Source organism: Pediococcus parvulus, from assembly GCF_964063155.1.
In the GTDB taxonomy this organism is placed as follows: Bacteria; Bacillota; Bacilli; order Lactobacillales; family Lactobacillaceae; genus Pediococcus; species Pediococcus parvulus.
Genome location: NZ_OZ061292.1, coordinates 783,410 through 797,148 on the forward strand (window position 1 = coordinate 783,410; position 13,739 = coordinate 797,148).

The window sequence follows — 13,739 nt, forward strand, 5'->3', positions numbered from 1 at the left end:
AATCGAGTCAATAAATTCGTCTTGCAAATGCATAGATTAAGCGTATAATCATCAATTATGACAGTGTGTCATTTTGAGGAGGAAGAAATGCCAAAAGCCACATTTTTTAATTTAAATGAAGCCAAAAGGGCTCGATTGATGCGGGCCGCGCAACATGAATTTTCACGTGCACCGTTACCTGAAGTATCGGTCAGTGCCATTGTTGCCGATGCCCAAATTCCACGCGGTAGCTTCTATCAGTACTTTGAAGATAAGGAAGATTTGTATTTCTATTATCTGGGTACATTAGTGAATAATATGGAACAGCATTTATTGAGCTTAATCAAAGAAACTAAGGGTGATCTGTTTGTTTCAATGACTCATTTCTTTGATTATGCGGTTGAAGAGGTTGTTGAAGGACCTAACGCTGATATTTTTAAAAACGATGTGGCAACCAATTTTCAACATGCACAGAACTCTAACCGGTTTGGTAAAGATCGGGCCAATTATCCATTTTTCAAAGCAATGCGGGATACGGAGGATGAAATTAGCCGCTCCGTTGATCGAACCAGTTTGAAGGTTACTAGTGATGCAGATTTAAAGGCATTACAAAGGCTTATTTTTATGGTGTTGGTACATACAATTGGGCATTACTTTCACTCTCAAAAGACAAATTCACCAGAAAGTCTTGAGGATATCAAAGCAGAATTTTCAATGACATTGAACTGGATTGCAAACGGCGCACTAAAATCAAAAAAGGAGCTTGGTTAAATGTTTAAATTATCACGACGATACTTAGCCTGGTGGGCAGTTGGTATTGGTACCTTATTCTTAATCGTACAGGTGATGTGTGATTTATGGTTACCAAATATTACATCAGACATCATTAATAACGGAGTTGCCAAAAGTGATATTTCGTATATCTGGAATTCAGGATACAAAATGTTGGCAATTTCTTTACTTGGCGTGCTGGCGTCAGGCGTAAATGTGTATTTTGCTGCTACGCAATCTCAACGCATGGGGAGTAAAATCCGTGATGCACTTTTCAAAAAGGTTTCTTTTTTGTCTAATTATGAATTTGAACAGTTCGGGGATGCATCATTAATTACTCGAACTACTAATGACGTGATCCAAATCCAAAATGTGATGGTTATGATTTTACGGATGATGCTGCAATCACCAATTATGTTGATTGGCGCTGGTTTTATGGCTTATAGCAAACAACCAGAATTAACGGTTGTCTTTTTGGTTTCCTTGCCAGTTTTGGCAGTTTTTGTTGGGATCATTATGTTTTTTGCAGTCCCACTCTTTCAAGGAATGCAGAAAAAAATTGACCGAATTAACCTGGTTTTCCGAGAAGGATTAACCGGTGTGCGGGTTATTCGGGCGTTTAATCGGGATAAATTTGAACAGGATCGTTTTAGAGGGGCCAACAAAGATTACACGCAAACAGCGATTAAAGTTTTCACGATTGTTTCTTTTATGTTTCCAATTATGACTTTAATCATGAGTGGAACCAACATGGGAATCATCTGGTATGGTGCAAAATTGATTGCCAACCAAACGATGCAAGTTGGTAATTTGGTTGCCTTTATGACGTATGCTGCTCAGATCTTGATGAGTTTTATGATGCTTTCAATGGTTTTTGTTTTCATTCCTCGGGCTTCTGCTTCTGCAAAACGAATCAATGAAGTTATTGAAATGAAAAACAGCGTTAAAGATCCTGCTGAACCAGTTTCAGTTGATGCGACTGAAAAAACAGCTTCTTTAAAATTTGATCATGTCGATTTCCGTTATAAAGGGGCTGAAAAACTGGCTATTGATGGTGCAAATTTTGAAGCCCACGCTGGCCAGACAGTTGCCATTATTGGGGGAACTGGTTCAGGAAAGTCAACGTTGATTAGCTTAATTCCCCGGTTCTTTGATCCTGAAAAAGGAAAAGTTTTGATAAACGGAATTGATGTAAAAACCATGAGCCAAAAAGACGTGCATGCGCAGGTTTCACTTGCACAACAAAAATCAGTTTTGTTCCGGGGCACAATTCGTGAGAATATGAAATTTGGCAATCCGGACGCAACTGATGATCAAATTTGGCGTGCAATGGAAATTGCGCAAGCAACTGAATTTATTCATAAAGATGAAGATGGGTTAGACGCTTGGGTAGAACAAGGTGGGGACAACTTTTCAGGTGGTCAAAAACAACGATTAACCATTGCCCGAACTTTGGTCAAACAAGCACCAGTTTACGTTTTTGATGATTCATTTTCTGCACTAGATTTCAAAACGGATGCTGAATTACGGCATGCCTTACGTGAAGATGAACAAGTTCAAAAGAGTGTGGTTGTCATTGTGGCGCAACGAATTGCCACTGTTGCTGATGCCGATCTAATTTTAGTTATCGATGATGGCAAGCTTGTTGGTCAAGGTACGCATCAAGAATTAAAGGCCAATAATGAGACTTATCGGGAAATCATTGACTCACAAATCAAGAAGGGAGATCAAGTAAATGGCTAAAAATAGTGAAAAGCGACCACAACGAACTGGCGGTCATAGTGGTCATGGCATGGGTATGGGAATGCCTACTGAAAAGCCACAACATTTTTGGAAAACAACTTGGCGGTTATTACGATATCTCTCTCCTTGGATGGTGCTGGTTGTCCTGGTACTGATTTTAGCGGCGGTTTCGGTGATCTTACAAATCAGAGCACCTAAAATCTTAGGTGAAGCGACAACTCAAATTTTCGCTGGGGTAATGAAGGGTTCTGCGCAAATGAAAGCCGGTATCGGCCTTCATACGTTACCAATTAACTTCACAAAAATTGTGCATATTTTAACGACCGTCGGAATTTTGTATGGTTTGTCAGCTCTATTTAGTTTCGCGCAACAAGCCATCATGACTCAGGTTTCACAACGAGCCGTGTTCCAGATGCGAAAAGATTTCAAAGAAAAAATGCAACGGGTACCAGTTTCCTATTATGATACGCACTCAAACGGTGATGTTATGAGTCGGATGTCCAATGATATGGATAATATTTCTGGAACCTTACAACAAAGTTTGACGCAATTAGTGACTAGTGTCTTGCAGTTTGTTGGTGTTTTATACATGATGCTTACTATTAGTTGGAAACTAACTTTGATTGCTGTGTTGACCGTTCCTTTGAGCTTGATTGTGGTGGCGTTTGTTGCCCCAAAATCACAGAAGTTTTTTGCCGGTCAACAAAAACATTTAGGTTTATTGAATGATCAGATTGAAGAAACGTATTCGGGACATACAGTCATTAAGAGTTTTAATCATGAAGATAAAGCCATTCAAGATTTTAAAAAGGAAAATGACAAGTATTTAGGTTATGCATGGAAAGCCCAATTTGTATCAGGCTTGATTATGCCGTTGATGAACTTTATCAAAAACTTGGGTTATGTCTTTGTGGCTGTTGTGGGTGGAATTGAAGTTGCCCATGGTCAAATTACTTTAGGTAACGTTCAGGCATTCCTTCAATATACTCAGCAATTTTCACAACCGATTACCCAAATTGCCAACTTGACGAACACAATTCAAATGACGATTGCCTCTGCCGAGCGGGTTTTCGCTGTTTTAGATGAACCTGAAATGGGAGAAACACATGTAGAAATTCCAGATGTGAAGAATCCAGCAGCAGAAGTTATGTTTGATCATGTGGACTTCCGTTATGTTGAAGACACACCATTAATTCAAGACTTCAATTTGAATGTTAATTCTGGTGAAATGGTCGCAATTGTTGGTCCTACTGGTGCCGGGAAAACCACGATCATTAACTTACTTGAACGTTTTTATGATATTAAAGATGGTTCCATTAAATTAGATGGGGTTGATACCCGTAATTTAAGTCGAGCAGAGTTACGTTCACAGTTTGCAATGGTGCTTCAGGATACTTGGCTGTTTACCGGAACCATCCGCGAGAACATCAAGTATGGTCGTGAAGATGCCACAGATGAAGATATGGTTGAAGCCGCTAAGGCAGCCCATGCAGATACCTTTGTTCGTCAGCTTCCTCAAGGTTATGACACAATTTTGAATGAATCTGCAAGTAATATTTCGCAAGGTCAACGACAGTTGTTAACCATTGCCCGGGCCTTCTTGGCAGATCCCAAAGTATTGATTTTGGATGAAGCGACAAGTTCTGTTGATACCCGGACCGAAGTTCTGATTCAACATGCGATGAATAAATTGTTGAAGAACCGAACTAGTTTTGTGGTTGCTCATCGACTTTCTACGATTCGCAATGCACAAAATATTGTGGTGGTCAACCACGGTCAAATCGTTGAAACTGGGAACCATGATAGCTTGATGGAACAAAATGGGTTTTACGCTGATTTGTATAATAGCCAATTCTCTGGCAATGAAGTTATTTAAACCTTAAATTTAAAGATAAAAATACCATTATTCGTAGTTCGTCTCAGTCTAAAAGTGAGACAATTATTGAATGATGGTATTTTTAGATTAATGACTGGAGATTTCAAAAATGAGCGAACCCTACCAAAATACAGAAAAACAAATTAAAAAATTAGTTTCACAAAGGATCGTGCCTGGGATTTCCTATGCCATTATTGATCATGAACAAGTTATCAAAAAGGTAATGGGGGATTCAGAAGTTAAACCGAAACATTTTCAGCTGCAAGATGGGATGACCTACGATGTGGCATCGTTAACTAAGATTGTTGGCACAGAAATTTTGATTAGTCAACTAGTTGAAGAAGGGCAACTTTCATATGATCAGCAAGTGGTCAAAATTCTGCCCAATTTCTTTGACGCCCACGTTACCATTCGGCACTTATTGACACACACTTCTGGGATCACGGGTTATATTCCACATCGCAATGAATTAAGCACAAGAGAGCTATTACAAGCGTTATTTACACTTGAAATTGGGCCGGATTTTAATCAGAAGGTGGTTTATTCTGACTTAAATTATATTTTTCTCGGGTTGATTATTGAACATGTTTTGCATACGCCTGTCCAAGTGGCGATTACTGAGCGGGTATTGACGCCGTTGAAATTAACGCATTCTACATTTGCGCCGGATCCGTTAATTTGTGTGCCCACAGAATGGACAGCCAAAACGGGTTTGATTCGAGGCACAGTTCATGATCCTAAAGCGCAAATTTTAGGTGCTCATTGTGGATCGGCAGGTCTTTTTTCAACGCTGGGTGATTTAACAAAGTATGTTACCTGGCTCCTTCATCCGGAAACTAACCCTTCAGTTTTGAAGAAGCAAACGGTAAACCAGTTATTTGAAAATCAAACCGCTAATCCTGATTTAATCCGTTCTTTTGGCTGGGGATTAATTAAGCAAACTGATAACGGTGAGGATCATTGGGTGTTAAAGCATAGTGGTTTTACAGGAACCATGTTATTAGTTGATACGACTCGGCAACAAGCGCTAGTTTTTCTCTCTAATCGGGTCCATCCTACCGCTGACAATCAAATTTACTTTACTTACCGACAGGCTGTGATTGAGGCGTTTTTGAAGGATGGTCAGGGTAGTGTAAAAGGTTAGTTAAACCGTGAGCTTGATTGGAAATGGACACAATTGAAAATTTGTATATACATTTCCAAAACATTACTGAAAGCGCTTCGGTTTTATGGTAAACTATTCTCTGTAGTAGCGAAAGGAGAGATCGTTTTGAGTGAACCATTATTTTTGGCTCCAGTATTTCATGAAAAAATCTGGGGTGGCAATAAATTAGCAACTGAATTTGGATATAAAATTCCTAGTGATCAAACTGGTGAGTGTTGGGCAATTTCGGCTCATCCACATGGTCCGGCAGAAGTGATTAATGGACCATACAAAGGCTTAACTTTGGATCAGGTTTGGGCACAACATCGTGAAGCGTTTGGCAATGCAAAGGGTGACGTTTTTCCTTTACTGACTAAAATCTTGGATGCTAACGATAATCTGTCCGTCCAAGTTCATCCAAATGATGCCTATGCAGCAGAACATGAACATGAATTGGGCAAAACAGAATGCTGGTACGTCATTTCTGCAGAACCTGGTGCCGAATTGTATTATGGGCATAATGCGAAGAATCATGAAGAATTAGCAGACTGGATTAATCATGGCGAATGGGATAAATTATTCCGCCGGGTTCCAGTTAAAGCAGGCGATTTCTATTATGTTCCAAGTGGCATGATTCATGCGTTAGGCAAGGGCATTATGGTACTTGAAACCCAACAGAGTAGTGATACCACTTATCGTTTGTACGATTTTGATCGTGTGGATAAAAAGACTGGCAAAAAGCGTGAACTACATTTGAAACAGTCAATTGACGTGATAACGGTCCCTCATGAAGATCCAAAACTCAACGTTGAAAAAACAACGGTTGGTGATGCAGAAGTTACAACTTATGTAAAGCCACCTGTTTCACCACATTTTTCTGTTTATCAATGGTTGCTAAAGAATGGTACCGCAACGTTTAAACGAGGAGCCGCTCCTTACACATTGGTTTCTGTTTTAAAAGGTGAAGGTCACATTGAAGTTGACGGAAAGAGTTATGATATCAAGAAGGGTGTTCATTTTATCTTGCCATATCAGGTTAAAGAGTGGACTTTAACTGGTGACTTACAGATCATTGCAAGCGAACCGGGCGAAGCATAAAACTAACTAAATAACGGCCAGCCATGAATTGTAAGAATTCGTGGTTGACCGTTATTTTGTTTAAAAAGTTTCTGGAATTTTTAAGGCTTTTTGTTGGCTTAAATCGGCATCTGGATATTTTCGTTCAAGGGCAGTGATTAACAGGTGTTTTGCTAAAGATCCGTTTCGCGTCAAGATTGGGCCATGGAAATAAGAACCATAGACGTTTTTGTAAATGACGCCTTCAGTTTTGTCTTTCCCATTATTTCCGTGACCACTTTCAACAACACCTAGTGGTTTTTCACCTTTTCCCAAGAAGGTCATGCCATTATGGTTTTCAAAACCATGATATTCTTCTTGCGTCTGTTTGTTTTTAATTAAAATGTTGCCAATGAAGCGGTTGTGATCCTGACTAAGGGTGTAATGATCTAAAGCCCCAATACCCGGAATCTTTTCGCCGTCCGCACCAATATAGTAATGGCCAAGGAGCTGATAACCGCCACAGATAGCTAACATTGGTCCACCATCGTTGATATATTTGGTTAGTTCTTCTTTTTTTGAAGGAATGTCTTTTGAAACGATTAATTGTTCGTAATCTTGACCGCCACCGAAAAAGACTAAATCAAAATTGGCTGCCTTAAAGTCGTCATCTAAACTGATGACTTTAACGGTTAGATCCGTGTCCATTTGTTTGGCGTAATATTTGAGTGCTAGTAAATTGCCATTATCACCATAGGTATTGAGGAGATTACCGTATAAGTGAGCAACGTTTAAGGAATATTTCAATTAAATTCCCTCCTTAATATAGCCATCGTCAGCTAGCTGTTTGCGTAATTGAAGCATAGCAGTGTAGGTTGCAAAAACATAAACCCGTTTTGTTGGCAAATCTTTTAATCGGTCGACCGCATCATGAAGATTAGGTTCAATCCATAAGTTATCGTCCGTTACACCGGCCACTTTCAAACGGAAGGTGATATCTTTGTACCGCTCGCCACCTGTCATGAATTGTTTAATATTCATCTTAGGAAGCTTTTCAAACTCGCCATCCCAAATCCAACTTGTGTCAATTCCGTCCGCATAATTGGCATTTAGTAACCCAACTAACGAAAAAGGTTGTGTTTCAGTGCCTACCATGTCGATCACTTGGTTTAACCCAACTGGATTTTTGACCAAGACGATGGTAATTTCTTTGTCGCCAACCTGAATTTGTTCTTGACGCCCAAAAACGCGTTCGTCTGGATCGTTTAATGCGGTGGCAATTTCATCATCTGTGACGCCCATGAATTTACCAACAGAATACGCAGCTAGTGCGTTATACACGTTGTAAAGGCCACCAATGTGTAAATTAAACGAAGTGCCATCGATAGTAAATGCTGAAGTTGCAGGGGTCAATTGATCAACACTAGTTGATTCGTATTTCAATGCGGGGCGTTTAAAGCCACAATTAGGACAGAAATATTTTCCTAAATTACTGTAAACGATAAAGTTATAGTGCAAGACATGCTGGCACACAGGGCACAAAATGCCGTCCGTATTTACATCAGCAGTAACGTCGTGGTCACTTTGATTGTTGAATCCATAATACTGAATGGGATTGGGCAGTTCTTTTGAATTAAAAATAGAAGCGTCGCCATTAGCAATGATCGTTGCTTCAGGTACCAGAGCAATGCCATCTAGAATTTTTTTATAAGTCGTGTAAATTTCACCGTAGCGATCCATCTGGTCACGGAAAATATTGGTCAACACAAACGCTACGGGCTTGATATACTTGGTCACCATAATGACGTTGGCTTCGTCAACCTCCAAAACGGCAATTTGACGGCCGTTTTTAGATCTTTTAGCGGTTAAAAATGTGGTCACAATGCCTTGTTCCATGTTGGAGCCACTTGGATTCGTTAAAACATGATCAAATTTTTGATTTAAAACTTTTACAGTAAGTGCCGTTGTTAAAGTTTTACCGTTAGTTCCGGTAATCACAATGACGTCGTAATTTTGTCCCAACACTTTTAAAATATCGGGATCAATTTTAGTTGTTAGTTTTCCGGGAAGCGAGCTTCCTCCGTTTCGAAATTTATGCAAAAACCAATAGGCTGATTTTCCAGTCGTAATGGCAAGTGAGCTTTTGAGTGACATAAGACTCCTCCATCAAATTGTTAAAAGGGTGTATTACCCTAAATCCTAAATGTTAATTTTAAGCCCTAGCGCGCAAAAAAGAAAGTTATCCGGAAAAAGAACCTTTCAAAGTGATTCTGGCTTATGATCAAAGATGAAATTTTTCTGGTTATCGGCTATACTAAATAGGAAGTAAATACAAAGGGAGAAACTACTTTGGCACAGTTATTCTTTCACTATGGCGCAATGAATAGTGGTAAATCGATTGAAATATTGAAGGTTGCTCATAATTATGAAGAGCAACATAAATCTGTTGTTTTGATGACCAGTGGAATTGATACACGAGAAAATGTTGGTGAAATTGCCAGCCGCATAGGTTTGCACCGCACTGCGGAACCAATTTTTGATGATACCGATGTTTATAAACGCGTTTTGGAGCTCAATCCAAACGCGGCTTGCGTATTAATTGACGAGGCTCAATTTTTAAAGAAGCATCACATTATTGAGCTTGCAAAAATCGTTGATGATTTAAATATCCCTGTAATGACATTTGGGCTTAAAAATGATTTTCGTAATGAATTATTTGAAGGTTCAAAATACTTATTAATTTATGCGGATAAAATCGAAGAGATGAAAACCATTTGTTGGTTCTGCAAACATAAAGCAATTATGAATTTACGTTTTGCAAACGGCAAACCAGTATATGAAGGAGAACAAGTTCAGATCGGTGGCAACGAGGCCTACTATCCAGTTTGCCGACGTCACTATGTGAACCCTCCTTTGGATGAAATGAGGAAAGATAGTTAATGAATGATTTTATTGATAAACTTCAGGCAGTTGAGGATCGCTATGATGAGTTAAATGAACTTTTAGCGGATCCCGATGTAATTTCTGATTCTCAGAAATTTACTGAGTTGTCTAAGGAAGAAGCAAGTATTCGCGAAACAGTCGCAAAGTTCCGAGAGTATAAAAAAGTGATTGCTCAAATTGCTGATGATGAAGAAATGCAACGTGAAAAACTAGATCCAGAAATGGATGAGTTAGTTAAATCTGAATTAAGTAGTTTGAGAAGTCAACGCGATGATATTGAAGAACAAATTAAAGTACTGATGTTACCAACGGACCCTAATGATGACAAAAATATCATTATGGAAATTCATGGTGCTGCTGGTGGGGATGAAGCTAGTTTATTTGCGGCGGATCTTTTCAACATGTATTCACGATACGCTGAAAATCAAGGATGGAAAGTTCAAATTGTGGACGAGAACGCGACTGAAGTTGGTGGCTTTAAAGAAATTGTGTTGATGATTTCCGGTGATCGGGTCTATTCCAAACTCAAGTATGAAAATGGTGCTCATCGTGTCCAACGGGTGCCGGTGACAGAATCGGCGGGTCGAGTCCATACTTCAACTGCTACAGTGGGTGTTATGCCAGAAGCTGAAGATGTTGACATTGATATTGATCCAAAAGATATTCGAACCGATGTCTATCGGTCATCTGGTGCTGGTGGTCAGCATATTAACAAAACTTCATCAGCTGTGCGAATGACCCATTTACCAACTGGGATTGTGGTTGCCATGCAAGATGAACGTTCTCAGCAACAAAACCGAGTTAAAGCGATGCAAATTTTGAAAGCGCGGGTTTACGATTACTATCAAACGCGTGAACAAGATGCTTATGATGCTGAACGAAAGAGCGCGGTCGGAACGGGTGATCGTTCGGAACGAATTCGAACTTATAACTATCCACAAAACCGGGTCACAGATCACCGAATTGGGTTGAGTTTAAACAAACTGGATCGGATTATGAACGGTGAGTTAGATGAAATAATTGGTGCTTTGATTTTAGATGATCAAGCAAAGAAGATGGAGCAACTTCGAAATGAGTAACCCCACCTATTTAGAGGCCCTTAAATGGGCTTTTTTGTATATCAAGCCCACTACTCAGGCTGGCATTGATGAAAGTGGGGCAAAGTTGCTCTTAGCCAACATGATGCATTGGAACAATACACAGTTAGTTTTACATTATCGAAATGTGATGACGCCGTCGACTTGGACTGCTTATCAAAAAAATGTGCGCCAGTATGCTGATGGAATTCCTGTTCAGTATCTGACGCAGCAAGCTACTTTTTACGGAAATAACTTATTTGTGGATTCTCGCGTCTTGATTCCCCGGTTTGAAACTGAAGAATTGGTTGAATGGGTATTAAATGACAATGATGAAACAAGGCATACGATTTTGGATATCGGCACCGGTTCAGGAGCCATTGCAATTGCACTAAAAAAACAGCGACCAAATTGGCAAGTGACGGGTTCTGATATTTCAGCGGATGCCATACAGGTGGCTCAGAAAAATGTAACCTTACAAAAGGTGGAAATCCCACTTATCCAAAGTGACTTGTTTGAAAATTTTGGTAACAAACGTTTTGACATCATTGTCTCTAATCCGCCGTATATTGCAGAGTCAGAAAAAAAGGCTATGGACCAAAGTGTGATTCAATACGAACCGCATCAAGCTTTGTTTGCAAAAGAACAGGGACTGGCCATTTACCGACAATTCAGTCAACAAGTCAGCGATCATCTAAATGAGAATGGCCGTTTATATTGCGAATTTGGATACCAACAAAAAGAAGAATTAGCGAATTTATTTACAGCGGCGGATCATAAGTATCAAGTGAATTTTAAAAAAGACGTTACAGGTCATGATCGAATGATGTGCGTAACGCTTGATGGTGAAGGGAAGTCATAATTTGGAAACGAAAATATATCATGCAGATACAATCAAGGAAGCAGCGAAAGAAATTCAGGCTGGGCAATTGGTGTCTTTTCCAACTGAAACCGTTTATGGCTTGGGGGCTGATGCGACGAATGAAGCAGCAGTCAAACAGGTGTATGTGGCAAAAGGACGACCGAGTGATAACCCGCTTATTGTTCATGTGGCGGATATTACGACCGTTGAAAAGTATGCGCAACCCTTGTCTGAAAAAACCCGTTTATTAATGAAGACATTTTGGCCAGGACCGTTGACCATTATTTTGAAACTCAAACCAGATGCGCTCTCAAAGAGTGTGACAGGCGGGTTGGAAACCGCGGCCTTCCGGAACCCACATAACGAAGCAACGCTCGACTTAATTCGTCAGGCTGGGGTGCCAATTGTGGGGCCTTCTGCAAATACTTCAGGAAAACCTAGTCCAACAGAGGCTAAACATGTGTATCATGATTTGCATGGCAAAATTGCGGGAATTCTGGATGATGGACCAACCCAAATTGGGGTGGAATCAACCGTTATTGATATGTCTGGTGAGGTGCCAAGTATTTTAAGACCTGGCGCGGTTAGTGAAGCGCAGTTAGCTAAAGTTATCGGTACTGTTCAATCTGATCATCATAAGGTCGGTAAAAATGAAGTTCCTAAAGCTCCAGGGATGAAATATAAACATTATGCGCCCAACGCACAAGTTTTGATTGTGGCTGATGACCAGTGGCCAGCCGCCATGAACTGGGCAGCCCAGCAAAATAGTCCGGTTGGGGTAATGACTACCGAACAGGTAAAAAAAGAGAATCTCATTCCAACAAATGCAGAATGGTTTTCATTAGGTGAAGATGTCCATTCAGCTAGTCACAATTTATTTGCTGGATTACGGCATTTTGATTTAGAAAGTTCGGTGACGTATATTTTGGCTCAAGAATTTGATAGAATAGGGCTAGGCGAGGCCTACATGAATCGTCTAGGAAAATCGGCAGGACAACAATACTTTCAAACACCTAATAAATAGGAGGCGTTTTAATGGATTACAAAAAAGAAGACCCTGAACTATGGGATGCAATTGCGGGTGAGCAAAATCGCCAACAGCATAATATTGAATTAATTGCATCTGAAAATATTGTATCGAAAGCAGTTCGTGAAGCACAGGGGACTGTTTTGACCAATAAGTACGCAGAAGGTTATCCGGGAAAACGTTACTATGGCGGTTGCCAATATATCGACCAAGTAGAGCAATTAGCAATTGATCGAGCCAAAAAATTATTCGGCGCTGAATATGCAAATGTGCAGCCGCACTCTGGTTCGCAGGCCAATGCGGCAGCGTATGCCGCATTTATCAAACCGGGAGACAAAATTCTGGGTATGGACTTAAACGCTGGTGGTCATTTGACTCACGGTGCGAAAGTTAGTTTTAGTGGAAAGTTTTATAAATCAGCTAGTTATGGTATTGATTTAAAAACAGAACGACTGAACTACGAAGACATTCGCAAGATTGCAATTGCCGAAAAACCACAGATTATTGTGGCGGGCGCTTCAGCGTATAGTCGTATTATTGATTGGCAAGCGTTTAGAGAAATTGCTGATGAAGTTGGTGCCTATTTAATGGTTGATATGGCACATATTGCCGGACTGGTGGCAACTGGCTTGCACCCATCACCAGTGGGCATTGCGGACGTGGTCACGACCACCACGCATAAAACGTTACGAGGCCCTCGTGGAGGAATGATTTTATCCCAAGAAAAGTATGCCAAAAAAATTAATTCTGCCGTCTTTCCAATGACACAGGGCGGCCCATTAGAGCACGTGATCGCCGCTAAAGCAGTTGCCTTTGGCGAGGATTTACAACCAGAATTCAAAACGTACATGCAACAGGTCAAGGATAATGCCAATAAGATGGCAGAAACCTTTAACGAATCCGATTTGGTGCGCGTAGTTTCGGGTGGAACTGACAATCATTTGCTGACTCTTGATTTAACAAAAACCGAATTAAATGGTCAAGAAGTGCAAGATTTATTGGATTCCATTTTTATTACAACTAATAAGGAAGCAATTCCAAATGAAAAGCGAAGTCCGTTTAAAACGAGTGGGTTAAGAATTGGAACACCAGCAATTACGACTCGTGGATTCAGTGAAGATGATTGTGAACAAGTTGCTAAAATTATTTTATCAGCACTAGAAAATCATAATTCTGTTGAAAAATTAGCTGATTTAAAACAACAAGTCTTTGCATTAACAGCAAAACATCCAATTGATGTAAATTAATTGAATTACCCCTAG

General features: G+C 40.0%; 12 protein-coding genes. 10 read left to right on the forward strand and 2 right to left on the reverse strand.

Going from position 1 to position 13,739, the window contains the following annotated elements:
• Positions 1–87: 87 nt before the first annotated feature.
• From AB3217_RS03775 to manA, 5 genes are all read left to right on the forward strand, one after another.
• Positions 88–750: a TetR/AcrR family transcriptional regulator gene (locus tag AB3217_RS03775; RefSeq protein WP_057783756.1), complete on the forward strand. Its 663-nt coding sequence runs from the start codon at positions 88–90 to the stop codon at positions 748–750.
• On the forward strand, positions 751–2,493 hold the full coding sequence (locus tag AB3217_RS03780) for an ABC transporter ATP-binding protein (protein ID WP_367365697.1): 1,743 nt from the start codon (positions 751–753) through the stop codon (positions 2,491–2,493).
• A gap of 49 nt (positions 2,494–2,542) precedes the next feature.
• The gene (locus AB3217_RS03785) at positions 2,543–4,369 is read left to right on the forward strand and encodes an ABC transporter ATP-binding protein (protein ID WP_367366116.1); all 1,827 of its coding nucleotides are present in this window, start codon (positions 2,543–2,545) and stop codon (positions 4,367–4,369) included.
• A 109-nt stretch (positions 4,370–4,478) separates the two neighbouring features.
• Positions 4,479–5,513 (forward strand): serine hydrolase, encoded by a 1,035-nt coding sequence (locus AB3217_RS03790; RefSeq protein WP_260266855.1) that lies wholly within the window; start codon positions 4,479–4,481, stop codon positions 5,511–5,513.
• A 126-nt stretch (positions 5,514–5,639) separates the two neighbouring features.
• Entirely contained in the window at positions 5,640–6,611 is a 972-nt protein-coding gene (manA, locus tag AB3217_RS03795) for a mannose-6-phosphate isomerase, class I (RefSeq protein ID WP_057783764.1), read from the forward strand.
• Positions 6,612–6,671: 60 nt separating this feature from the next.
• Here the strand turns inward: manA and AB3217_RS03800 are convergent, their stop codons facing one another.
• Both AB3217_RS03800 and AB3217_RS03805 read right to left on the reverse strand, forming a co-directional pair.
• Positions 6,672–7,376: a type 1 glutamine amidotransferase gene (locus tag AB3217_RS03800; RefSeq protein ID WP_057783766.1), complete on the reverse strand. Its 705-nt coding sequence runs from the start codon at positions 7,374–7,376 to the stop codon at positions 6,672–6,674.
• Positions 7,377–8,723: a MurT ligase domain-containing protein gene (locus AB3217_RS03805; protein ID WP_367365698.1), complete on the reverse strand. Its 1,347-nt coding sequence runs from the start codon at positions 8,721–8,723 to the stop codon at positions 7,377–7,379. It abuts the gene before it with no gap.
• Between the two features lie 195 nt (positions 8,724–8,918).
• On the opposite strand from AB3217_RS03805, the gene AB3217_RS03810 reads away from it, so the two are divergent.
• The 5 genes from AB3217_RS03810 to glyA are packed head-to-tail and all read left to right on the forward strand — an operon-like array spanning position 8,919 to position 13,724.
• Positions 8,919–9,509 carry a thymidine kinase gene (locus AB3217_RS03810; RefSeq protein ID WP_057783770.1) on the forward strand — a complete coding sequence of 197 codons (591 nt, stop codon included), beginning with the start codon at positions 8,919–8,921 and terminating at the stop codon, positions 9,507–9,509.
• Complete coding sequence (gene prfA / locus AB3217_RS03815; RefSeq protein ID WP_367365699.1) at positions 9,509–10,591, forward strand: peptide chain release factor 1; 1,083 nt, start codon at positions 9,509–9,511, stop codon at positions 10,589–10,591. The genes AB3217_RS03810 and prfA overlap by 1 nt, the downstream gene beginning before the upstream one ends.
• A complete protein-coding gene (gene prmC / locus AB3217_RS03820) occupies positions 10,584–11,450 on the forward strand; it encodes a peptide chain release factor N(5)-glutamine methyltransferase (RefSeq protein ID WP_057783774.1) in 867 nt (288 codons plus the stop codon). The genes prfA and prmC overlap by 8 nt, the downstream gene beginning before the upstream one ends.
• 1 nt (position 11,451) lies before the next feature.
• Complete coding sequence (locus tag AB3217_RS03825) at positions 11,452–12,474, forward strand: L-threonylcarbamoyladenylate synthase (protein ID WP_057783776.1); 1,023 nt, start codon at positions 11,452–11,454, stop codon at positions 12,472–12,474.
• Positions 12,475–12,485: 11 nt separating this feature from the next.
• The gene (glyA, locus tag AB3217_RS03830) at positions 12,486–13,724 is read left to right on the forward strand and encodes a serine hydroxymethyltransferase (RefSeq protein WP_057783777.1); all 1,239 of its coding nucleotides are present in this window, start codon (positions 12,486–12,488) and stop codon (positions 13,722–13,724) included.
• The last annotated feature ends 15 nt before the right edge of the window (positions 13,725–13,739 follow it).